Source organism: Burkholderia semiarida (genome assembly GCF_029268935.1).
Taxonomy (GTDB): domain Bacteria; phylum Pseudomonadota; class Gammaproteobacteria; order Burkholderiales; family Burkholderiaceae; genus Burkholderia; species Burkholderia semiarida.
Genome location: NZ_JAHLCL010000007.1, coordinates 1906567 through 1929467, shown reverse-complemented (window position 1 = coordinate 1929467; position 22901 = coordinate 1906567). Strand labels below are relative to the sequence as shown.

Sequence of the window (22901 nt, the reverse complement as noted above, 5' to 3'; positions counted from 1 at the left end):
GTCAGCCTCCGAGCGCCGCATAGAAAGGGGTGCCGAAAAACAGCGTGGCGACGCCGCCGGCCGCGAGGAACGGGCCGAACGGAATCGGCTCCTCGAAGCGCATGCGGCCGCGCCAGGTCGCGACGAGCCCGACGATCGCGCCGGTCACCGCCGCGAACAGCACGACCTGCGGCAGCGCGGCCCAGCCCATCCATGCGCCGAGCGCGGCCAGCAGCTTCAGGTCGCCGAAACCGATGCCCTCGATGCCGCGCAGCCATTTGAACAGCCAGTAGATCGACCACAGGAACAGGTAGCCGGCCATCGCGCCGATCACGGCCGAGCGCAGCGACGTGAAGGTGCCGCCGAGGTTGAGCGCGAGCCCGGCCCACAGCAGCGGCAGCGTCATCGAATCGGGCAGGTAGCCGGTGCGGATGTCGATCGCGCTCATCGCGAGCAGCGCCGCGCACAGCGCGAACGCGGCAAGCGCGGCGACGGTCGGGCCGAACGCCGCGAGCGAGACGGCGGCGAGCAGCGCGCACGCGAGTTCGACGAGCACATAGCGGATGCCGATCGCGTGGCCGCAGCGCCGGCAGCGCCCGCGCAGCACCAGGTAGCTGACGATCGGGATGTTCTCCCAGGCGCGCAACACGTGGCCGCAATGCGGGCAGGCGCTGCGCGGGCGCCACAGATCGTAGCGCGGCGGATAACCGTCGTCGGGCGGCGGGGGCTCGGTGCCCGTCGCTTCGGCGATTTCGGCCTGCCACGCACGCTGCATCATCACGGGCAACCGGTGCGCGACCACGTTCAGGAAGCTGCCGACGCACAGGCCGATGACGATCGCGAACGCATACTGGAGCGCGGGCGGCAGCATCGCCAGCGCGAGCAGCGTGCTCTCGGGCGAATCGGAAACGGCGGGCAGGAGCGCTGGCGTCATGAGGATCAAGGTTCGGGGCAAAAAGGCGACAGAGTCGGTTGCGATGCTACACCACGTTGCCGAGCTGAAGGATGGGCAGGTACATCGCGATCACGAGGCCGCCGACGAGCGCGCCCAGGACGATCACGATCAACGGTTCGCCGAGCGCCGCGAGCGCATCGAGGCGCGCGTCGAGCTGACGTTCGCACAACGCGGCGATGTCGGCGAGCATCGTGTCGAGCGCACCGGTTTCCTCGGCGACGGCGATCGGTTGCACGACGTCGTCCGGAAAGCAGCCGGCCGAATGCATCGCATCGGCCAGGCGCACGCCGCGCAACACGCGTGCGGCGATGTGCGCGGTAGCCTGCGCGAACACCGGGTGGCCGGCCGTGCGCTCGAGCGTGGCGAACGCATCGGCGAGCGGCACGCCGGCGCCGAGCAGGGTCGCTAGCGAGCGGCACCAGCGTGCGGCGGCGAACCGCTCCAGTGCGCTGCCCGCGAGCGGCGCGCGCAACAGGTGTCGCGCGAGCGCATGGCGCAATGCGGACGAGCGCCGAAGCGCGTGCTGCGCGGCAAGCCCCGTGGCGGCCGCGCCGGCCAGCAGCACGCCGCCCCACGCCGACAGCGCGGAGGACAACGCGAGCAGCGCGCGGGTCGGCGCGGGCAGGGCGGCGCCGAAACCGTCGAAGATCTGCCGGAAGGTCGGCACGACCCACACCATCAATGCTGCCGAGATCGCGAGCGCGAACAGGATGACGGCGGCCGGATACGCGAGCGCGGCACGCAGCTTGCGCCATTGCGCGTCGGCGCGCTCGCGGTGTTCCGCGACCCGCGTCAGCACGATGCCGAGCGAACCGGACGCCTCGCCGACCTCGATCAACTGACGATACAGCGTACCGAACTGCGAGGGATAACGTGCGAGTGCGTCGGCGAAGCGCCGGCCGCCGACGATCTCGCGGGCGAGCCCCGCGGCGATGCGCGGCACGCCGTCGCGCGTGCGGGTGCGCGCGAGCATCTCGAGCGACGGTGCAAGCGGCAGGCCGGCCTGCAACAGGCTCGCGAGCTGGCGCGTGAAGCGCGTGATGTCACGGGCGCCGGCCGCCGGCGGGCGGGCCGGCCCGCGGACGTCGAGCGACAGTACCGCGATGCCGTCGCGCGCGAGCGTGGCACGCGCGGCCGCCGCGTCGAAGGCGATGACGATCCCGCGGCGCGGCGCGCCGTCGCGATGGCGGCCGCGCCATGCAAAGCGGGTTTCGCGCGGTGGCGTGCGAACGTTCACGCCGCGGGCGTGGCGGCGACGGCTTCAGCGATGCTCGTCGTGCCGTCCAGCACGCGCGCGAATGCCGCGTCGCGCAGGGTACGCACGCCCTCGGCCGCCACGCATTGCGCGAGTTCGCGGACGCTTGCCCGCGCGACGATGCGCTCGGCCAGCCCGGGCGATACCGGCATCGTCTGATGCAGGCCGATGCGGCCGCGATAGCCGATTCCGTGACAGGCGGAACAGCCGCGCGCGACGAACGGCCGCCAGCCGGTTGCCAGCGCCGCCGGGTCGCAGCCGGCTTCCCGCAACGCGCGCGCCGATGCGTCCGAATGCACGCGGCAGGCGACGCACAGGCGCCGGACGAGGCGCTGCGCGGTGACGAGGTGCAGCGCGGCCGCGAGGTTGTACGGCGCGACGCCGATGTCGAGCAGCCGCGCGACGGCGGCCGGCGCGTCGTTCGTATGCAGCGTCGACAGCACGAGATGGCCTGTCTGGGCGGCCTTGATCGCGACATCGGCCGTCTCCGCATCGCGAATCTCGCCGACCATGATGACGTCGGGATCCTGTCGCAACAGCGCGCGCAGCGCGGTCGCAAACGTGAGACCGGCCTTGTCGGCGACGCCGACCTGGTTGATCCCGTCGAGCTGGATCTCGGCGGGATCCTCGACCGTACAGACGTTGTGCGCGTCGCGATCGAGCATCTGCAGCGCGCAGTAGAGCGACAGCGTCTTGCCGCTGCCGGTCGGGCCGGTGACGAGCACGAGGCCATGCGGCGCGCGGATCGCGGCCTCCATCGCGGCGGCCTGCCGCGCGTCGAAGCCGAGGTTGGCAAGCGTGAGATCGGGCGGCAGCGTTTCGAGCCGCCGCAGCACGAGCTTTTCGCCGAACAGCGTCGGCAGCGAACTGACGCGGTAGTCGCCGCGCGTGCCGCCGTCGATCGCGATGCGCAGCCGGCCGTCCTGCGGAAGCCGCCGCTCGGCGATGTCCATGCGCGAGAGCACCTTGATCCGCGTCACGAGCGCATCGCGCAGGTGCAGCGGCGGTCGCGCATGTTCATGCAGTACGCCGTCGATGCGCAGACGGATGCGCCAGCCGGCTTCGAACGGCTCGACGTGGATGTCCGACGCGTCGCGCACGCGCGCCGCGTGCAGCGTGTCCGTCAGCAGCCGTACGGCGGGGGCATCGTCGAGCTGGGCCGCATCGAGTGCATGGGGCGCGGCGGCGTGCGCGGGCGCCGACTGCGTGTGCGGCGACGCCCCGGAGGAAGGGAAGTGCATGTGAGCCGGCGCGCTGGCCGCCTGTTGACCGTGATGCGCAGATGATCGCGCGTCGCGGGCGGCGCCGGCAGTCGGCCGTTCGGCTAGCGGGAGGCGGCGCGCCCGCTGCGCGTGCCGCGCGGCTTGAAAAGCTTGACAGTGCGTACCGCCTGATCGTCGCTGCGCATCACTTCGAGCATCACGTCGCCGATTTTCAGGCACACGTCGTCTTCGGGAATTTCCTCGAGGATCTCGAGCACGAGCCCATTCAGCGTCTTCGGCCCGTCGGTCGGCAGTTTCAGGTGCAGCCAGCGGTTCAGTTCGCGCAGCGGCATGCTGGCCGACACGATGCATTCGCCGTTCTCGTCCCAGCCGCCCGCGCGTTCGCTGCGCGGCATCGACGTCGTGAATTCGCCGATCAGCTCCTCGATGATGTCCTCGGGCGTGACGAGTCCTTCGAGCTCGCCGTACTCGTTGACGACGAGCGCGGTGCGCTGCCGGGTTTCCTGGAAGAACTGGAGCTGCTGGACCACCGGCGTGCCCGACGGCACGTAGTACGGCTCGGCGAGCAGCGTGCGCAGCGTCTCGCGGTCGAAATCCTGGTTGTGCAGCCCGGTGAGCGTCTTGCGCACGTGCAGCACGCCGAGCACCTTGTCGATGTCGCCTTCGTAGACCACCAGGCGGTTGTGATAGCAGGTTTCGAGCTGATGCAGGATGTCGTCGAGCGGCGCGTAGAAGTTGAGCGACTCGATCTGGCGGCGCGGCACCATCACGTCGTCGACCGTGATGTTCTCGAGGTCGAACAGGTTGAGCAGGATGCTGCGGTGCTTGGTCGGCATGAAACTGCTCGATTCGAGCACGATGGCGCGCAGCTCGTCGGCCGACATTCGCTGGTCGCGGCCCTTCTTCGTGTTGATGCGCAGCACCCACAGCACGCCGTTCGCGAGCGCATTGACGAACCAGACGACCGGCTTGAACACGCGCATCAACGGGGCGATCACGAGGCTTGCGGGCAGCGCGATGCGCTCGGGGAACGTCGCGCCGACGATCTTCGGCGCGATTTCCGCGAACACGATGATCAGGAACGCGACGACGCCGGTCGCGATCGACAGCGCGAGGTTGTTGCGGCCGAACGTATGGAGCGCGAGCGAGGTCGTGAGGACCGGAATGATCGTGTTGAACAGGTTGTTGCCGATCAGGATCACGCTGAGCAGCAAGTCAGTGCGCGTGAGCAGCCCCTGCGTGGTTTTCGCGCCGAGCACGCCCTGGCCGGCGAGATGCTTCAGCCGATGGCGATTGAGCGCCATCATCGCGGTCTCGGAAATGGAAAAGAAGCTGGAACAGAGGAGAAGCAGGAAGACGGCGCCGATTTGCGCCCATAAGGGAATTTGGTCCACGCGTTGGAAAGGGCAGTGAAGGACAGGGATGGGGCAAATATAGCAGAGGCCGGCGACCGCGATGTGTCGCGCGCGACACGAGGGCCCGCGGCGGCCGGACGAAAAAAAACCGTGCACAAGGTGCACGGTTTTTTTAAATCTGGTCGGGGTGAGAGGATTCGAACCTCCGGCCTCTACGTCCCGAACGTAGCGCTCTACCAGGCTAAGCTACACCCCGATTTTTGCTCTTCGGACTTCGCCGTCTTCTTGAAGATCGCTGCGTCGTCACAAGCAAGAACGTAACTATAACGATGTTTTTTCTAAAAGGGAATACTTTGGTGAAGAAATTTTTCGAGACAAGGCGGCGCTTCCCGTTCGCCGCGTGTTTACGACTGCCGTGACGTCGAGTATGAACACAACCCGAGCAGGCTTTCCTTGTAGATCGAATCGGGGAACGCGGCAATCGCCGCCGCCGCCGCCTGCGCTTCCTGGCGTGCGCATTCGAGCGTGTGGTCGAGCGCGCCCGAGCGCGTGATCGCTTCGAAAATCGTGTCGAAGCGATCGGTGCCGCCGTGTTCGATCGCCTCGCGGGCGAGCGCCGACTGGTCGGGCGTGCCGCGTTCGATCAGATAGATGAGCGGCAGCGTCGGCTTGCCTTCGCGCAGGTCGTCGCCGGCATTCTTGCCCATTGCCTCGGCGGTGCCCGCATAGTCGAGCCAGTCGTCCATGATCTGGAATGCGGTGCCGATCCGGCGGCCGTATTCGGCGGCGGCGGCCTCGGTCGGCGCGTCGGCGCCCGCGAGCACCGCGCCCAGGCGGGCCGACGCCTCGAACAGCTTCGCCGTCTTGTAGCGGATCACCTGCATGTAGCGCGTCTCGTCGACGTCCGCGTCGTGCATGTTCAGGAGTTGCAGCACCTCGCCTTCCGAAATGATCGTCGTCGCTTCGGACAGGATCTCCATCACGCGCATCTTGCCGACGCCGACCATCATCTCGAACGAGCGCGAGTAGAGGTAATCGCCTACCAGCACGCTCGCCGCGTTGCCGAACAGCGCATTGGCGGTCTGGCGGCCGCGGCGCAGCTCGGATTCGTCGACGACGTCGTCATGCAGCAGCGTGGCCGTATGGATGAACTCGACGACGGCGGCCAGCACGTGCCGCTGGTGCGACGTTTCGCCGAGCGCGCCGGCGACGAGCAGCAGCAACGCCGGACGCAGCCGCTTGCCGCCCGCGCCGATGATGTACTCGGCGATCTGGTTGATCAGCAGCACGTCGGACGCGAGGCTTTGCCGGATAACGCGATTCACCTGCTCCATGTCGCTGGTGATCGGGGCGAGCAGGTGGGCGGCGCTGAGGGTGGGGGAGGCGGTGGACGACGACATGATGATGGAATTGGGTGATGCGGCGGATTATAAGTCGAATCCGCGATATGCCGGTCTGTCAGACATACCCGTGGCGCGATTTTGGCCGTCCGGCCGAGGCCCGCGCGCGGCAATCGTCGATCGGCTTTGACTTGGGTGCTAACCCCATGTATAATCACGTGTTTTCCGCGCGTGGTGTGCGGAAAAATTGGATCCAGAGTGAGGTTCTCAATGTACGCGGTCATAAAAACCGGCGGCAAGCAGTACAAGGTTGCCGTTGGCGAAAAACTCAAAGTAGAACAGATACCGGCTGACATTGACGCTGAAATCACGCTCGACCAGGTTCTCGCAGTGGGCGAAGGCGAATCGATTAAGTTCGGTACGCCGCTGGTCAGTGGGGCTTCCGTCAAGGCCACCGTCGTGTCGCACGGTCGTCATGCCAAGGTCACCATCTTCAAGATGCGTCGCCGGAAGCACTACCAAAAGCACGGCGGCCACCGCCAGAACTACACTGAGCTGCGCATCGACGCGATCAACGCGTAAGCGCCTCGGTAAAGGAGCAATCAGATGGCACACAAAAAGGCAGGCGGCTCTTCCCGGAACGGCCGCGACTCCGAGTCGAAACGTCTCGGCGTGAAAGTGTACGGCGGCCAGGCAATCAACGCTGGCGGCATCATCGTGCGTCAGCGCGGCACGCGCATGCACGCTGGCGAGAACGTCGGCATGGGCAAGGATCACACCCTGTTCGCGCTGGTCGACGGTCACGTCAAGTTCGCGACGAAGGGCGCGGACAAGAAGCATCTGGTCATCGTCGTCCCGGCGGCTGCCTGAGTCAGGCACCCACGGGCTTCGTAGCCGAAAGGCCCCGCAGTCTTCGCGGGGCCTTTTTTATTGGGTCGCCGGCCGCAAATGCGCGCCGGCGACCCTCGCGCAACCGGCGTACGATCGGCCGAACGGCAGATTGTTCAAGCGTGTCGGCGCGCGGCACAATAGCGGAAATACTGGGCGGAGTGGCGAATGAAGTTCATTGACGAAGCACGAATCGAAGTCATCGCCGGCGACGGAGGCGATGGCAGCGCGTCGATGCGCCGCGAGAAATTCGTCCCGTTCGGCGGGCCGGACGGCGGCGACGGCGGCCGGGGCGGCAGCGTTTACGCGATCGCCGACCGCAACATCAACACGCTGATCGACTACCGTTACGCGAAGAAGCACCTCGCGCGCAACGGCGAAAACGGCCGCGGCTCGGATTGCTACGGCAAGGGCGGCGACGATGTCACGCTGCGCATGCCGGTCGGCACGATCATCAGCGACATGGATACCGGCGAGCTGATCGCCGATCTGACCGAGCACGACCAGCGGGTGATGCTCGCGCAGGGCGGCGCCGGCGGCCTCGGCAACCTGCATTTCAAGTCGAGCACGAACCGCGCGCCGCGCCAGAAGACGGACGGCAAGCCGGGCGAGCGGCGCATGCTGAAGCTCGAGCTGAAGGTGCTCGCCGACGTCGGCCTGCTCGGCATGCCCAACGCGGGCAAGTCGACCTTCATCTCGTCGGTGTCGAACGCGAAGCCGAAGATCGCCGACTACCCGTTCACGACGCTCGCGCCGAATCTCGGCGTGGTGCGTGTCGGGCCGAGCAAGAGCTTCGTGATCGCCGATATCCCGGGGCTGATCGAAGGGGCGGCCGAAGGCGCGGGCCTCGGGCATCAATTCCTGCGCCACCTGCAGCGTACCGGCGTGCTGCTGCATCTGGTCGATCTCGCGCCGTTCGACGAAAGCGTCGATCCGGTCGCGGAAGCGACGGCGATCGTCGGCGAGCTGCGCAAGTACGACGAGGCGCTCTACGAGAAGCCGCGCTGGCTCGTGCTCAACAAGTTGGACATGGTGCCGGAAGACGAGCGCGAGGCGCGCGTCGCGGATTTCCTCGACCGCTTCGGCTGGGACGGCCCCGTGTTCGAGATCTCGGCGCTCACGGGCCAGGGCTGCGAAGCGCTGTGCTACGCGATCTACGACTACCTCTCCGAACATTCGGACGCGCATCGCGCGGCGGAGGCGGAGGATCTCGCGGCGGACGTGCGTTTCCGCGAGGCGCCGTCGGCGAAGGGTGGTGCGGCGCCGGGCGACGACGCCTGAACGGTTCGCTGACGCGCCGGGCGTGCCGCCCGGCGTTGGCGTTCCATCGGGCCCGGCCGGGGCGGGCATCAGATACAGGAGACAGTGCAGGATGCGTTCGATCATCGCGGATTCGAAGCGATTGGTGGTGAAGGTGGGCTCCAGCCTCGTGACCAACGACGGCAAGGGGCTCGATCATGCTGCAATCGGCCGCTGGGCAGCCCAGATCGCTGCGCTGCGTGCGCAGGGCAAGGAAGTCGTGCTCGTCAGTTCGGGCGCGATCGCCGAAGGCATGCAGCGGCTCGGCTGGAGCAAGCGGCCGCGGGAAATCGACGAGTTGCAGGCCGCCGCCGCGGTCGGCCAGATGGGGCTCGCGCAAGTCTACGAAAGCCGCTTTACCGAGCACGGCATCCGCACCGCGCAGATCCTGCTCACGCACGCCGACCTGGCGGATCGCGAACGCTATCTGAACGCGCGCTCGACGCTGCTCACGCTGCTGCGGCTCGGCGTCGTGCCGATCATCAACGAGAACGACACGGTCGTCACCGACGAAATCAAGTTCGGCGACAACGACACGCTCGGCGCGCTCGTCGCGAACCTGATCGAAGGCGATGCGCTGATCATCCTCACCGACCAGTCGGGGCTGTTCACGGCCGATCCGCGCAAGGATCCGAATGCGACGCTCGTCGGCGAGGCCAATGCGGGCGCACCGGAGCTCGAGGCGATGGCAGGCGGAGCCGGTTCGAGTCTGGGCCGCGGCGGAATGCTGACGAAGATCCTCGCGGCGAAGCGGGCGGCGCACAGCGGCGCGAATACCGTGATCGCAAGCGGCCGGGAGTCCGACGTGCTCGTGCGGCTGGCGGCCGGCGAGGCGATCGGCACGCAACTGATCGCACGGACGGCGCGGATGGCGGCACGCAAGCAATGGATGGCCGATCATCTGCAGGTGCGCGGCCATGTCGTGATCGATGCCGGCGCGGTCGAGAAGCTGACGGCCGGCGGCAAGAGCCTGCTGCCGATCGGCGTCACCGACGTGCAGGGCGCGTTCGCGCGCGGCGAGGTGATCGCGTGTGTCGGCCCGGACGGGCGCGAGGTGGCGCGCGGGCTCACGAACTACAGCAGCGCGGAAACGAAGCTGATTCACCGCAAGCCGAGCGGCGAGATCGAGGCCGTGCTCGGCTACATGCTGGAGCCCGAACTGATTCATCGCGACAACCTCGTGCTGGTGTGATCGCCAGCCGGTTTTCGTCGTCGAAATGAAAAAGCCCGCATCGCGCGGGCTTTTCGTTGCAGCGGGGCGATGCGGGCGACGGGCCCCCGCGCGTCGTCAGCGCAGCTGCGTCATCGCGGTGCGGTGGAACCGGATGTTTTCGAGGATCTGCCGGGTGGAGCCCTGGGGCATCTTGTTCGAGCAGAAGTAGTCCTGGTAGAGCGCGGAGTGGTAGGCGTTCAACTCGCCGTTCTCGATGCGCCGCCAGTCGTTCTCGACGGTGCGATCCCAGCCGTTGTGGTCCGCGTTCAGGCCGGCGTACTGGCGCCATTCGTAGGTGTCGCAGCGGATGCCTTCGTAGTTCACGTTGCGCGCGCCGGCCGGGCTCGTGATCACGACGGCGTAGCGCACGACGCCGTCGGTGCCGACGTCGAGCGACTTCGCATCGACGAAGAACTTGAGCGGCGTGTTCTGCGACACGTTGAATGGCAGCAGATCGCCCGTTTGCGGCAGCGGCGGCAGCGTGTCGACGGCGTTTTCCTTCCAGGTTCCCTGACGGTCGAGCAGGTACACGAACTCGCTGTCATCCTTGTTGGACGGCGCTTTCGAGTTCGCGCAGCCGGCCAGGGCGGCCATCGCGGCGATCGATGCGAGCGCGAGAGCAATCGCTTTCAATATGCATTCCTCGTAAAAAAAGGGCGCGACACCAAGGTCGCGCCCGGTCATGCAGTCCAACTCGTCATTTGCCGACGATCACGCGGGGCGGCATCTCGTCGAGCGTGCTCGCTTCCACTTCGATCTCCGAACAGACTACCGATGCGTCGACAATCGTCAGCGTCTGGGCCTGTGCGCCGATGACGCGCGGATAGCGCGACACACGCGGCCCGCGCGGCTTCTCGGCTCGCTGCGCCGGGCGGCGCAGGAAGCGCGACAGTTCCGTCAGCGCCAACTGATAGACATCCCGCTTGAACTCGATCACCGCATCGAGCGGCACCCAGTACTCGTTCCAGCGCCACGCATCGAACTCCGGGTGATCGGTCGCGCGCAAGCAAATGTCGCAATCGCGTCCGACCATCCGCAGCAGGAACCAGATCTGCTTCTGGCCGCGGTAATGACCGCGTACTTCGCGTTTGATGAACTTGTCAGGCACCTCGTAACGCAACCAGTCGCGAGTGCGGCCGATTATCTTGACGTGTTCCGGATGCAGGCCCGTTTCCTCGTGCAGTTCCCGGTACATCGCCTGCATGGGGGTCTCGCCGTACTTGATCCCACCTTGAGGAAACTGCCAGGAATGCTCGCGGAGCCGCTTGCCCCAAAACACCTCGTTGCGCGCGTTCAAGAGGATGATGCCGACGTTCGGGCGAAAGCCTTCACGATCCAGCATACAACCACCTTCGAATCCTTTAAAATTGCTTTGATTATAAACAGATAACGGGCGCTGCGCACCGTGACGGAGCGAATCCGCGCGGGGTACGCCGGCTGAATTGTCCCTGATTAGTCTGCTACGTCGTCTGCGCCATCGTCGTCCCTCGTTGTTCGCCGCGCGCAGCTTTTTCACCTTGAAACTTTTTCGGGCGCCCCGCCTGGGGGCGCCGTTTTTGGAACCGTCCGCATGAAAGCTTCCCGTTTCTTTATCGGCACCCTGAAAGAGGCACCCGCCGACGCAGAGATCGTCAGCCACAAGCTGATGGTCCGCGCCGGCATGATCCGTCGCGTCGCCGGCGGCATCTACAACTATCTGCCGGTCGGCCTGCGTTCGATTCGCAAGGTCGAGGCGATCGTGCGCGAGGAAATGAACCGGGCGGGCGCCATCGAGCTGCTGATGCCGGCCGTGCAGCCGGCCGAGCTGTGGCAGGAATCGGGCCGCTGGGAACAGTACGGCCCCGAGTTGCTGCGCTTCAAGGACCGCAAGGACAACGATTTCGTGATCGGGCCGACGCACGAGGAAGTCGTCACCGACATCGCGCGCAACCAGATCAAGAGCTACCGGCAGATGCCGGTGAACTTCTACCAGATCCAGACGAAGTTCCGCGACGAGATCCGTCCGCGCTTCGGCGTGATGCGCGGCCGCGAATTCATCATGAAGGACGCGTATTCGTTCGACAAGGATGCGGCGGGCCTGAACGAGTCGTACCGCAAGATGTACGACGCGTACGTGCGCATCTTCACGCGCCTCGGCCTCGAGTTCCGCGCGGTGGCGGCCGACAGCGGCTCGATCGGCGGCAACTTCTCGCACGAATTTCACGTGATCGCCGACACCGGCGAGGACGCGATCGCGTACTGCCCGACGTCCGAATTCGCGGCGAACGTCGAGGCGGCCGAAGCGCTGCCGCTGATTGCCGAGCGCGCGGCGCCGGCCGAAACGATGGAAAAGGTCGCGACGCCCGGCAAGGCGAAGTGCGAGGCCGTCGCCGAACTGCTGTCGATCCCGCTCGAGCGCACGATCAAGTCGATCGTGCTCGCGACCGACAATGAAGGCGCCGAGCCGACCATCTGGCTCGTGATGCTGCGCGGCGATCACGATCTGAACGAGATCAAGGTGTCGAAGCTGCCGGGCCTGAAGAACCACCGCTTCGCGACCGAGCAGGAAATCGTCGAGTGGTTCGGCACGCCGCCGGGCTACCTCGGCCCGGTCGGCACGAAGAAGCCGGTGAAGGTAATTGCCGACCGCACGGTCGCGAACATGAGCGACTTCGTCGTCGGCGCGAACGAGGTCGACTATCACATCGCGGGCGTGAACTGGGGCCGCGACCTGCCGGAGCCGGAAGTCGCCGACGTGCGCAACGTGAAGAAGGGCGATCCGTCGCCGGACGGCAAGGGCGTGATCGACATCTGCCGCGGCATCGAAGTCGGCCACGTGTTCCAGCTCGGCACCAAGTACTCGGAAGCGATGGGCGCGACGTTCCTCGACGAGTCGGGCAAGCCGCAGCCGATGCTGATGGGCTGCTACGGCGTCGGTATCACGCGTATCCTGGGTGCGGCGATCGAGCAGAACTTCGACGACCGCGGCATCATCTGGCCCGAGTCGATCGCGCCGTTCGAGGTCGTGCTGTGCCCGATGGGCTACGACCGCAGCGACATGGTGCGCGAGACGGCCGACAAGCTGTACGCGGAACTCGTCGCCGCCGGCATCGACGTGATCCTCGACGATCGCGGCGAGCGCCCGGGCGTGATGTTCGCCGACTGGGAGCTGATCGGCGTGCCGCATCGTCTCGTGATCGGCGAGCGCGGCCTGAAGGAAGGCAAGGTCGAATACCAGGGCCGCCGCGACGCCGAAGCGACGCTGCTGCCGGCCGACGCGGCCGCGGCGACGGTCGCCGAGAAGATCCGCGCCGCGCTCGCGCACTGAGCGCGGCGACCGGGGACACGATGGAATACACGTTCCTGTCCGCCACCGTGCTCCTCGTGCTGATCACGGACCCGCTCGGCAACATCCCGCTGTTCATTTCGGCGATGCGGGATGTGCCGCGCGAGCGGCGCGTGAAGCTGATCCTGCGCGAAGTGGGGATCGCGTTCGTGATCCTGCTGTTCTTCATGCTGGTCGGCGATCGCTTTCTGCGGATGATGAGCCTCACCGACCTGTCGCTGCGGCTCGGCGGCGGGATCGTGCTGTTCTTGATCGCGCTGCGGATGATTTTCCCGCATCCGGACGGCGCGCTCGGCAGCGATCCGCGCGCGGGTGGCGAGCCGTTCATCGTGCCGCTCGCGATTCCCGCGCTGGCCGGGCCGTCCGCGCTCGCGACGGTGATGCTGATGACGTCGCAGGCGCCCGGCAAGATGCTCGAGTGGGTCGGCGCGCTGACGGTCACGATGCTCGTCTGCGCGATCACGCTGGTGCTGGCCGAACGGATCCAGCAGTGGCTCGGCGAGCGGACGGTCGCGGCGTTCGAGCGGCTGATGGGGCTCGTGCTCGTCGCGATCTCGGTCGAGATGCTGCTGGCCGGCATCCGCGCGTTCGCGCACCAGTTATAAGCAGGCGGCGCGGAAACAAAAAAGCGGCGCTCCGGGCAACCGGCGCGCCGCTTTCTATTTATATGGCGGGTATATGGCGGACAGCGCGGCGATCAGACGTTCGCGGTCAGCGCGCGGATCGTCGGCAGGTTGCGCCAGTAGCCCTTCGCGTCCATCCCGCAGCCGAACACGTAGCGGTCCGGCACCGAGAAGCCGCAGAAGTCGGGGTGCAGCGGTTTCGCCTTCGTGAGCGTCTTCTCGCACAGCACGGCGGACATGAAGCGCTTCGCGCCCATGTCGAGGATGCGGTCGCGGATCGCGGCCATCGTCTCGCCTTCGTCGAGGATGTCGTCGAGTACGAGCACGATGCGGTCCTTCACCGATTCGCGCGGTGCGACGCGCCAGTGCATCTCCGGGCTGCCCTGCGTCGTGTTGCGGTAGCGGGTCAGGTGGATGTAGTCGAATTCGAGCGGGAAATCGAGATGCGGCAGCAGCATCCCGGTAAACACCGCGGCGCCGCCCATCACCGAGAGAACGAGCGGGAACGCGTCGCCGATCTCGGCGCGGATCGCGTCGGCCATCTTCGAGATCGACGCGTTGACGGCGTCGGCCGAGACGATCTCTTCGGAGTGGTCGAAAATGTGGAGGGCTTCTTCGCGGTTCATGTGTTCTGGCGGGCAGTCGGTATACAAATAAGGATGAAGCAGAACGGCCGGCGCGCGCTACGGCAAAAACCCGCGCGCCGGCCGACGGGCGAAATCAGCGCATGCCGGGCATCATGCCCTTCAGCCCGCGCATCATCTTCTGCATGTTGCCGCCCTTCAGCTTCTTCATCATCGTACGCATCTGGTCGTACTGGTTCAGCATCCGGTTGACTTCCTGCACCGGCACGCCCGCGCCGGCTGCAATGCGGCGCTTGCGCGTCGCCTTGATGATTTCGGGTTTCGCGCGCTCGGCGGGCGTCATCGAACTGATGATGCCTTCCATCCGGCGGATCGACTTCTCGGCCTGACCCATGTCGGCACCGGCCGCCGCCTGCTGGAACTGCGCGGGCAGTTTGTCCATCAGCGACGACAGGCCGCCCATGTTCTTCATCTGCGAGATCTGCGCGCGGAAATCGTTCAGGTCGAAATCGCCGCCTTTCTTGACCTTGTCGGCGAGCTTCTGCGCGGCCTGGACATCGACGCCGCGTTGCGCTTCCTCGACGAGCGCGAGGATGTCGCCCATGCCGAGGATCCGGTTCGCCATCCGGTCGGGGTGGAACACCTCGAGGCCGTCGAGCTTCTCGGCGACGCCGACGAACTTGATCGGCTTGCCCGTGATGTGCCGCACCGACAGCGCGGCGCCGCCGCGCGAGTCGCCGTCGAGCTTGGTGAGTACGACGCCAGTGAGCGGCAGCGTGTCGTTGAACGCCTTCGCGGTGTTGACCGCGTCCTGGCCGAGCATCGCGTCGACGACGAACAGCGTTTCGGCCGGCTTCAGCACGCCGTGCAGCGCGGCGATTTCCTGCATCATCGCCTCGTCGATGCCGAGGCGGCCGGCCGTGTCGACGATCAGCACGTCATGGTAGTGGCGCTTCGCCCAGTCGACGGCCGCGAGCGCGATGTCGACGGGCTTCTGGTCCGGCGTGGACGGGAAGAAATCGGCGCCGACCTGTTCGCTCACCGTTTTCAGCTGCATGATCGCGGCCGGGCGATACACGTCGCACGACACGGTCAGCACCTTCTTCTTGTACTTCTCGCGCAGCAGCTTCGCGAGCTTGCCGGCGGTCGTGGTCTTGCCCGCGCCCTGCAGGCCGGCCATCAGGATCACCGCGGGCGGCGTGACCGCGAGGTTCAGCTCGGCGGCCTTGCCTTCGTAGTCGCCGCCGATCACGGCGGTGAGTTCCTTCTGGACCACGCCGACGAGCGCCTGGCCCGGCGACAGGCTGCTGATCACTTCTTCGCCGAGCGCCTTTTCCTTGACCTTGGCGATGAATTCGCGGACGACCGGCAGCGACACGTCGGCTTCCAGCAGCGCGAGACGCACCTCGCGGAGCATCTCCTGCGTATTCGCCTCGGTGAGCCGGGCCTCGCCGCGCAGCGTCTTGACGACGCGCGCCATCCGTTGAGTGAGATTGTCGAGCATGGGGAGCGATGGACAGTGGGGCCCGAAGGCGCGGCGGAACCGAACAAAGGGAGCCGTCGCGGGGAGGGGGCCTAGTGTAAACTTCGAACATGGATATTGTACTGTATGCCCTCACCGCATTCCTGTACGGCGGCCTCGCCGTCGCAGGCTGGCGTGCGCACCGCCAGGGTGCGACGCCGCTCGTCGCGAGCGTGCCGGCCGTGCCGGTCCCGGCGTCCGCCGCGTCCGGGATGAGCGGGGCCGGCCGCGCGCTGCTGTTCGCCGCGCTGGTCGCGCACGGCGTGCTGCTGCACATGACGATCTTTCCGAACGACGCGATGGTGTTCGGCTTCGCGTTCGCGCTGTCCGCGATGTTCTGGCTCGGCGCCGGCATCTACTGGATCGAGAGCTTCTTCTTCCCGCTCGACAGCCTGCGCCTGCTGGTGCTGCCGCTCGCGTGCGGCGCGTCGCTGCTGCCGCTGATATTCGGCGGCGTGCGGGTGCTGCCCTATGCCGCGGCGCCGCTGTTCAAGCTGCATTTCCTGATCGCGAACATCGCGTACGGCCTCTTCGCGATCGCCGCGCTGCACGCGATCCTGATGCTGATGGTCGAGCGGCGTCTGCAGTCGCTCAGGAGCGGCGGGCGCGACGGCTCGACGGGCTGGATCGCGAGCTGGCTCGAAACGCTGCCGCCGCTGCTCACGCTCGAGAAGCTGCTGTTCCGCCTGATCGGCGCCGGCTTCGTGCTGCTGACGCTGACGCTCGCGTCGGGCATCCTGTTCAGCGAGCAGGTCGACGCGCGCGCGTTGCGGCTCGATCACAAGACGGTGTTCGCGATCCTGTCGTGGCTGATGTTCGGCGGCCTGCTGGTCGCCCGCAAGACGTCGGGCTGGCGTGGCCGCGGGGCCGCGCGCTGGGTGCTCGTGTCGTTCGCCGCGCTGCTGCTCGCGTATGTCGGCAGCCGGTTCGTTTTCGAGGTGCTGCTGCACCGCTCCGTGGTTTGACCGCAGGTTTCCGATGCGACAGATTCTTCTCCTGATTCTTCTCTTCTTCGCGGGTTCGTGGCTCGCGCGCAAGCTGCGCCACGCGCAGGAACAGGCGCAGGCGCGCGGCGGTCGCGGCGCCGGTAACGGCGGTGCGTCCGGCGCCGGTGCCGCGCGCCCGAACGGCGACGCGCGCTCGCTGCCCGAACCGATGGTGCGCTGCGCCGAGTGCGGCGTGCATGCGCCGAAGGGCGATGCCATCGCCGCGAGCGGCGAATACTTCTGCAGCGCCGAGCATGCGCAGCGCCACGCCGCGCGCGTGAACGGCCGCGACGCGCGATGAGCGACGCGCCGGTGTTGTCGGTCGACGCGAACGGCTGGGTGCGCGAAGCGCGCCATGCGCCGTCGCCGAACTTCGAGGCGCGGCCCGCGGGCGCGGTGCCGACGCTCGTGGTCGTCCACAACATCAGCCTGCCGCCCGGCGAATTCGGCGGCGACGCGATCGAGGCGCTGTTCCTGAATCGTCTCGACTGCGATGCGCACCCCTATTACCAGAGCCACCTGCGCGGCGTGCGCGTGTCCGCCCATTTCCTGATCCGCCGCGGCGGCGAGCTCGTGCAGTTCGTGTCGTGCGACGAGCGCGCATGGCACGCGGGCTCGTCCGAGTTCTTCGGCCGCACGCGCTGCAACGACTTCTCGATCGGCATCGAGCTCGAGGGGGCCGACGACGTGCCGTTCGACGATGCGCAATACGCGGTGCTCGCCGCGCTCTCGCGCGCGCTCGCCGCGCGCTACCCGGTCGATGCGTTCGCCGGGCATTCGGACGTCGCGCCGGGCCGCAAGACCGACCCGGGCCCGCATTTCGATTGGCAACGCTTCGCGAGCGATGCCGGTTTTTCCGCCGAATACTTTCCTTTCCGTCAGCACTGATCGCGGGGTTTTTTGATCGGAGAAAGTTTTTTCTCCGATCAATGCCTTGCCGCGTCTGCGCGTGAGCGATGTCAAGACCTCTATCGCAAATTATCCGTTTGGACGTCCTCCGAATGTCCACTATACTTGGTGCCAGTTGAGCGGTTCTGTACTAGATATAGTGTGTGTCGCAGGGGAAAACCCGAGCGGCACCGGCCGGCGGGCAACGTCGGCGGACAGGGTTCTCAAGGCGGCGCGTCAGGCCGGGCGGTCCGGGCGTCGCGACCAGCGCAGCGAACATCGACGGGGCAGGGTACACATGACGAAGCACACGACCGGCCGGGTTGTCGCGCATCGACCGAACCGGCTTCCCCGGCGCATCGCTCGCCTCTTACCGCTCGCGCACCGCATTGCGCAGCGTTCGTTTTAATCCGCGGTTCTCTCCGCACCATCCAACACCAGGAGCTTTGCACATGCAAACCACCGACAACGCGACGTCCCAGTACGAGAGCGCCTCGAGCCGTCCGCTCGGCGGGACCGAACAGGGCGCGAAGGCGCTCGCGCCGCAGGCCACGTTCGCCGACTACAAGGTGATCCGCCGCAACGGCAGCGTGGTGTCGTTCGAACCCTCGAAGATCGCGATCGCGGTGACCAAGGCTTTCCTGGCCGTCAATGGCGGGCAGGGCGCGGCATCGGCGCGCGTACGCGAGCAGGTCGAGCAACTGACGCACAACGTCGTTCGCGCGCTCGTGCGCAGCCGCCCGAACGGCGGTACGTTCCATATCGAAGACATCCAGGATCAGGTCGAACTCGCGCTGATGCGCGGCGGCGAGCACAACGTCGCGCGTGCGTACGTGCTGTACCGCGAGAAGCGTCACCTCGAGCGCCAGCATGCGGGCGAGGAAGCGGCGGCAGCGGGCGGCGAGTCGACCACCGGCATCAACGTCGTCGACAACGGCGTCACGCGCCCGCTCGACCTGAACGCGCTGCGCGCGCTGATCGTGTCGGCGTGCGACGGCCTCGGCGCTGCGGTTAACCCTGACCCGATCGTCGCGGAGACGGTGAAGAACCTGTACGACGGCGTGCCGATGAGCCAGGTCTACGACTCGGCGATCCTCGCGGCGCGCACGATGATCGAAAAGGATCCGGCATACAGCCAGGTCACGGCCCGCATCCTGCTGCACACGATCCGTCGCGAGATCCTCGGCGAGGAAGTCGTGCAGGCCGAGATGTCGACCCGCTACGCCGAATACTTCCCGCAGTTCCTGAAGCGCGGCGTGGACGCCGGCCTGCTCGACGACAAGCTGCTGCAGTTCGACCTGAAGCGCCTCGGCGAAGCGCTCGACGCGAACCGCGACCTGCAGTTCGGCTACCTCGGCCTGCAGACGCTGTACGACCGCTACTTCCTGCACGTCGAAGGCACCCGCATCGAAATGCCGCAGGCATTCTTCATGCGCGTCGCGATGGGCCTGTCGCTGAACGAGATCGACCGCGAAACGCGCGCGATCGAGTTCTACAACGTGCTGTCGAGCTTCGACTTCATGAGCTCGACGCCGACGCTGTTCAACTCGGGCACGCACCGCTCGCAGCTGTCGTCGTGCTACCTGACGACGGTCGCCGACGATCTCGACGGCATCTATGAGGCGCTGAAGGAAAACGCGCTGCTGTCGAAGTTCGCCGGCGGCCTCGGCAACGACTGGACGCGCGTGCGCGCACTCGGCTCGCATATCAAGGGCACGAACGGCAAGTCGCAAGGCGTGGTCCCGTTCCTGAAGGTCGTGAACGACACGGCCGTCGCGGTGAACCAGGGCGGCAAGCGCAAGGGCGCGGTCTGCGCGTACCTCGAATCGTGGCACCTCGACATCGAGGAGTTCCTGGAGCTGCGCAAGAACACCGGTGACGACCGTCGCCGCACGCACGACATGAACACGGCGAACTGGATTCCCGACCTGTTCATGAAGCGCGTGATGGAAGGCGCCGACTGGACGCTGTTCTCGCCGTCGACCTGCCCGGACCTGCACGACAAGTTCGGCGCGGAATTCGAGGCGGCTTACACGGCTTACGAAGACAAGGTCGCGCGCGGCGAGATCAAGCTGTTCAAGAAGATCCCGGCGCAGCAGCTCTGGCGCAAGATGCTCGGCATGCTGTTCGAGACGGGCCACCCGTGGATCACGTTCAAGGATCCGTGCAACGTGCGCTCGCCGCAGCAGCACGTCGGCGTCGTCCACTCGTCGAACCTGTGCACGGAAATCACGCTGAACACGAGCGACACCGAAATCGCGGTGTGCAACCTCGGCTCGGTGAACCTCGTCGCCCACCTGGTGAAGCAGGCCGACGGCAGCTACGCGCTCGACCATGACAAGCTCAAGCGCACGATCAGCGTCGCGATGCGCATGCTCGACAACGTGATCGACATCAACTACTACGCGGTGCCGAAGGCGCGTAACTCGAACCTGAAGCACCGCCCGGTCGGCATGGGCATCATGGGCTTCCAGGACTGCCTGCACCTGCTGCGCACGCCGTACGCGTCGCAAGCGGCGGTCGAGTTCGCCGACCGTTCGATGGAAGCCGTCTGCTACTACGCGTACTACGCGTCGACCGAGCTGGCCGAGGAGCGCGGCCGCTACTCGAGCTACCGCGGCTCGCTGTGGGATCGCGGCATCCTCCCGCAGGACACGCTGAAGCTGCTGACGGAAGCGCGCGGCGGCTACGTCGAGGTCGACACGTCGGAATCGCTCGACTGGACGACGCTGCGTGCGCGGATCGCCACGCACGGCATGCGCAACTCGAACTGCGTCGCGATCGCGCCGACGGCGACGATCTCGAACATCATCGGCGTGTCGGCCTGTATCGAGCCGACCTTCCAGAACCTGTACGTGAAGTCGAACCTGTCGGGCGAATTCACGGTGGTGAACGAATATCTCGTCCGCGACCTGAAGGAGCGCGGCCTGTGGGACGAAGTGATGGTCGCCGACCTGAAGTACTTCGACGGCATGCTGTCGCGCATCGACCGCATCCCGGCCGACCTGCGCGCGATCTACGCGACCGCGTTCGAGGTCGACCCGACGTGGCTGGTCGAAGCGGCATCGCGTCGCCAGAAGTGGATCGACCAGGCGCAGTCGCTGAACATCTACATGGGCGGCGCGTCGGGCAAGAAGCTCGACGAGGTGTACAAGCTCGCATGGCTGCGCGGCCTGAAGACGACCTACTACCTCCGCACGATGGCGGCGACGCACGTCGAGAAGTCGACGGTCGCGCACGGCGCGCTGAACGCGGTGCCGACGGGCGGTGCGGGCAGCGGCGGTGCAGGCGGTTCGGGCAGCGGCGGCGCGCAAGGCGCGGCGGGCGGCTTCGGTGCGGCAGGCGGCGCTGCATCGTCGGGTACGGTCAACGCGGCGCCGGCGCTCGCGCCGGTGGAAGCAGACGGTCCGGTGTGCACGATGCGTCCGGGCGACCCCGGCTTCGACGAGTGCGAAGCGTGCCAGTAACGCAGTGCGCCTGACCTGAGAAGCAGGCCTGGGCGGCGCGCACGACGACCGATCGAGGTTGAAGTGTGCGCCGCTCTCAACTAAAAAAATGATAAGGAATCTGTAACGCGACACCTGCGTTGCAGGCAGTGACAAGCGATCGAAACAGCCCCGACGACGTCGCGTTTCGATCAGCGTTCGACGCGTCGAGCGCACCTCGCGATACAAGCGCGACTCACGTCGCGCGCTGCATGAATGACGATGCGTTGCTCAAAGTGTTGTATCGAGGTCGCAACGCGAATCGAAAAAAGGATTTTTCGTGAGCGAACCCTTTTATCGCTCAGGAAAAGATGGTACAAACCGTTCTAAATTGATGGTGAGAATTTATGCTCAACTGGGATGACGAGAAGACTGCCGTAACCCCCGCGAGCGGAGCGCAGCAAAACGCGATGCGCACCTCCGCCGGGATGGCTGTCGGAATGCAGGCTGCAACGCCTGCCGCCCATCAGGTCCGTGACATTTTCGAAGGCGATCTTGCGGTGCCGCCGCAAGCATCGGCTGTTCCCGCCGGCGGTACGGAAGCGCGGGTCAATGTCGCCGACAAGCGCATCATCAACGGCCAGACTGACGTCAATCAGCTGGTGCCGTTCAAGTACAAGTGGGCGTGGGAAAAGTATCTGGCCGGTTGCGCGAACCACTGGATGCCGCAGGAAATCAACATGTCCCGCGACATCGCACTGTGGAAGGACCCGAACGGTCTGACCGAGGACGAGCGCCGCATCGTGAAGCGCAACCTCGGCTTCTTCGTGACGGCCGATTCGCTCGCGGCGAACAACATCGTGCTCGGCACGTACCGCCACATCACGGCGCCCGAGTGCCGGCAGTTCCTGCTGCGCCAGGCGTTCGAGGAAGCGATCCACACGCACGCGTACCAATACATCGTCGAATCGCTCGGCCTCGACGAAGGCGAGATCTTCAACGCATACCACGAGGTCACGTCGATCCGCGCGAAGGACGAATTCCTGATCCCGTTCATTCATACGCTGACGGACCCGGCCTTCAAGACCGGCACGCTCGAAGCGGATCAGAAGCTGCTGAAGTCGTTGATCGTGTTCGCCTGCATCATGGAAGGCCTGTTCTTCTATGTCGGGTTTACGCAGATCCTCGCACTCGGCCGCCAGAACAAGATGACGGGTGCTGCGGAGCAATATCAGTACATCCTGCGCGACGAGTCGATGCACTGCAACTTCGGCATCGACCTGATCAACCAGATCAAGCTCGAGAACCCGCATCTCTGGACCGCCGAATTCCGCGCCGAGATCCGCGAGCTGTTCAAGCAGGCTGTCGAACTCGAATACCGCTACGCCGAGGACACGATGCCGCGCGGCGTGCTGGGTTTGAACGCGTCGATGTTCAAGAGCTATCTGCGCTTCATCAGCAACCGCCGTTGCCAGCAGATCGGCCTCGACCCGCTGTTCCCGAACGAGGAAAACCCGTTCCCGTGGATGAGCGAGATGATCGACCTGAAGAAGGAACGCAACTTCTTCGAGACGCGTGTGATCGAGTATCAGACGGGGGGCGCGCTGTCCTGGGAATAACCCGCAGCAGCGAACCCGTTACATGATGGAGCAGCCGGTGGCCTCTCGGCCCCGGCCCAAGGTTTAGGAGCAAGAACGCCTGATGCAAAGCATGCCCGGTGCCTTAGCGGCCCAACGATACGACAGGCACTTTGCGAACCCTTCAGTGGGATGGGCAAACTTCCCTCCGGAAAAAGCGGACGGCCGTGTGGCGGTCCGCTTGATCAAGCGATTAGGGGTAGCGGCGCGAGGTGCGCCGGCTACCGACTTGATTTGGCGCGCGAGGCCGGGTGGTCACGCGCGCCATACCGTATTCATTAGCGTAAGCGCGCGGTATCTGCGTACGCCGATGAATAGCCCGCTTCGAAGCGCACGTCCTGAACAGCGTCCGCGGGAAGCGGGTTTTGACGAAGGGTGTAGTTTGAACTGACTCTCATCTGAAC

21 protein-coding genes and 1 tRNA gene are annotated in these 22901 nt (G+C 66.1%); 12 read left to right on the top strand and 10 right to left on the bottom strand.

What is annotated here, in order from left to right; genetic code table 11:
• Window position 1 precedes the first annotated feature (1 nt).
• The 6 genes from KPB06_RS21955 to KPB06_RS21930 all read right to left on the bottom strand — a co-directional run bounded on the left by KPB06_RS21955 (window position 2) and on the right by KPB06_RS21930 (window position 6167).
• Window positions 2-913 (bottom strand): prepilin peptidase, encoded by a 912-nt coding sequence (locus tag KPB06_RS21955; protein ID WP_059580874.1) that lies wholly within the window; start codon window positions 911-913, stop codon window positions 2-4.
• A 46-nt stretch (window positions 914-959) separates the two neighbouring features.
• Window positions 960-2171 (bottom strand): type II secretion system F family protein, encoded by a 1212-nt coding sequence (locus KPB06_RS21950; RefSeq protein WP_059580877.1) that lies wholly within the window; start codon window positions 2169-2171, stop codon window positions 960-962.
• Complete coding sequence (locus KPB06_RS21945) at window positions 2168-3430, bottom strand: GspE/PulE family protein (protein WP_059580879.1); 1263 nt, start codon at window positions 3428-3430, stop codon at window positions 2168-2170. The genes KPB06_RS21950 and KPB06_RS21945 overlap by 4 nt, the downstream gene beginning before the upstream one ends.
• Window positions 3431-3513: 83 nt before the next feature.
• Window positions 3514-4806 (bottom strand): HlyC/CorC family transporter, encoded by a 1293-nt coding sequence (locus tag KPB06_RS21940; protein WP_081066450.1) that lies wholly within the window; start codon window positions 4804-4806, stop codon window positions 3514-3516.
• A gap of 140 nt (window positions 4807-4946) precedes the next feature.
• Window positions 4947-5023: transfer RNA gene (locus tag KPB06_RS21935), tRNA-Pro, on the bottom strand.
• Window positions 5024-5171: 148 nt separating this feature from the next.
• Entirely contained in the window at window positions 5172-6167 is a 996-nt protein-coding gene (locus KPB06_RS21930) for a polyprenyl synthetase family protein (RefSeq protein ID WP_059580886.1), read from the bottom strand.
• Between the two features lie 210 nt (window positions 6168-6377).
• On the opposite strand from KPB06_RS21930, the gene rplU reads away from it, so the two are divergent.
• From rplU to proB, 4 genes are all read left to right on the top strand, one after another.
• Complete coding sequence (gene rplU, locus KPB06_RS21925) at window positions 6378-6689, top strand: 50S ribosomal protein L21 (RefSeq protein WP_006025184.1); 312 nt, start codon at window positions 6378-6380, stop codon at window positions 6687-6689.
• A 24-nt stretch (window positions 6690-6713) separates the two neighbouring features.
• Entirely contained in the window at window positions 6714-6977 is a 264-nt protein-coding gene (gene rpmA, locus KPB06_RS21920; protein WP_006476999.1) for a 50S ribosomal protein L27, read from the top strand.
• A 186-nt stretch (window positions 6978-7163) separates the two neighbouring features.
• Window positions 7164-8276, top strand: coding sequence for a GTPase ObgE (gene obgE, locus KPB06_RS21915; RefSeq protein WP_059580889.1), 1113 nt, complete (start codon window positions 7164-7166; stop codon window positions 8274-8276).
• A gap of 91 nt (window positions 8277-8367) precedes the next feature.
• The gene (proB, locus tag KPB06_RS21910; protein WP_059580892.1) at window positions 8368-9486 is read left to right on the top strand and encodes a glutamate 5-kinase; all 1119 of its coding nucleotides are present in this window, start codon (window positions 8368-8370) and stop codon (window positions 9484-9486) included.
• Between the two features lie 96 nt (window positions 9487-9582).
• On the opposite strand, the gene KPB06_RS21905 is transcribed toward proB, so the two are convergent.
• Together KPB06_RS21905 and KPB06_RS21900 are read right to left on the bottom strand one after the other, a co-directional pair.
• Entirely contained in the window at window positions 9583-10191 is a 609-nt protein-coding gene (locus tag KPB06_RS21905; RefSeq protein WP_059580894.1) for a CNP1-like family protein, read from the bottom strand.
• A 13-nt stretch (window positions 10192-10204) separates the two neighbouring features.
• Window positions 10205-10849 carry an RNA pyrophosphohydrolase gene (locus tag KPB06_RS21900; RefSeq protein WP_006496762.1) on the bottom strand — a complete coding sequence of 215 codons (645 nt, stop codon included), beginning with the start codon at window positions 10847-10849 and terminating at the stop codon, window positions 10205-10207.
• Between the two features lie 228 nt (window positions 10850-11077).
• Between KPB06_RS21900 and KPB06_RS21895 the strand changes: the two genes are divergently transcribed.
• Together KPB06_RS21895 and KPB06_RS21890 are read left to right on the top strand one after the other, a co-directional pair.
• Window positions 11078-12814, top strand: a complete 1737-nt coding sequence (locus tag KPB06_RS21895) for a proline--tRNA ligase (RefSeq protein WP_059580899.1) — start codon at window positions 11078-11080, stop codon at window positions 12812-12814.
• Between the two features lie 20 nt (window positions 12815-12834).
• Entirely contained in the window at window positions 12835-13437 is a 603-nt protein-coding gene (locus KPB06_RS21890; RefSeq protein ID WP_059580901.1) for a MarC family protein, read from the top strand.
• Window positions 13438-13529: 92 nt separating this feature from the next.
• On the opposite strand, the gene KPB06_RS21885 is transcribed toward KPB06_RS21890, so the two are convergent.
• Window positions 13530-14081, bottom strand: a complete 552-nt coding sequence (locus KPB06_RS21885; protein ID WP_059580903.1) for a hypoxanthine-guanine phosphoribosyltransferase — start codon at window positions 14079-14081, stop codon at window positions 13530-13532.
• Between the two features lie 94 nt (window positions 14082-14175).
• The gene (gene ffh / locus KPB06_RS21880) at window positions 14176-15543 is read right to left on the bottom strand and encodes a signal recognition particle protein (protein WP_059580906.1); all 1368 of its coding nucleotides are present in this window, start codon (window positions 15541-15543) and stop codon (window positions 14176-14178) included.
• A gap of 89 nt (window positions 15544-15632) precedes the next feature.
• Here ffh and KPB06_RS21875 point away from each other — a divergent pair, with 89 nt between their 5' ends.
• The 6 genes from KPB06_RS21875 to KPB06_RS21850 all read left to right on the top strand — a co-directional run bounded on the left by KPB06_RS21875 (window position 15633) and on the right by KPB06_RS21850 (window position 22888).
• Window positions 15633-16526, top strand: coding sequence for a cytochrome C assembly family protein (locus KPB06_RS21875; RefSeq protein ID WP_059580909.1), 894 nt, complete (start codon window positions 15633-15635; stop codon window positions 16524-16526).
• 13 nt (window positions 16527-16539) lie between these two features.
• Entirely contained in the window at window positions 16540-16848 is a 309-nt protein-coding gene (locus KPB06_RS21870; RefSeq protein WP_059580911.1) for a PP0621 family protein, read from the top strand.
• Window positions 16845-17435 (top strand): 1,6-anhydro-N-acetylmuramyl-L-alanine amidase AmpD, encoded by a 591-nt coding sequence (gene ampD, locus KPB06_RS21865; protein WP_059580913.1) that lies wholly within the window; start codon window positions 16845-16847, stop codon window positions 17433-17435. Before KPB06_RS21870 ends, ampD begins: the two co-directional genes overlap by 4 nt.
• A gap of 452 nt (window positions 17436-17887) precedes the next feature.
• A complete protein-coding gene (locus KPB06_RS21860; RefSeq protein ID WP_059580916.1) occupies window positions 17888-20902 on the top strand; it encodes a ribonucleoside-diphosphate reductase subunit alpha in 3015 nt (1004 codons plus the stop codon).
• Window positions 20903-21267: 365 nt separating this feature from the next.
• Window positions 21268-22479 (top strand): ribonucleotide-diphosphate reductase subunit beta, encoded by a 1212-nt coding sequence (locus KPB06_RS21855; protein WP_006476978.1) that lies wholly within the window; start codon window positions 21268-21270, stop codon window positions 22477-22479.
• A gap of 82 nt (window positions 22480-22561) precedes the next feature.
• Complete coding sequence (locus tag KPB06_RS21850) at window positions 22562-22888, top strand: hypothetical protein (RefSeq protein WP_081059043.1); 327 nt, start codon at window positions 22562-22564, stop codon at window positions 22886-22888.
• Window positions 22889-22901: the final 13 nt, after the last annotated feature.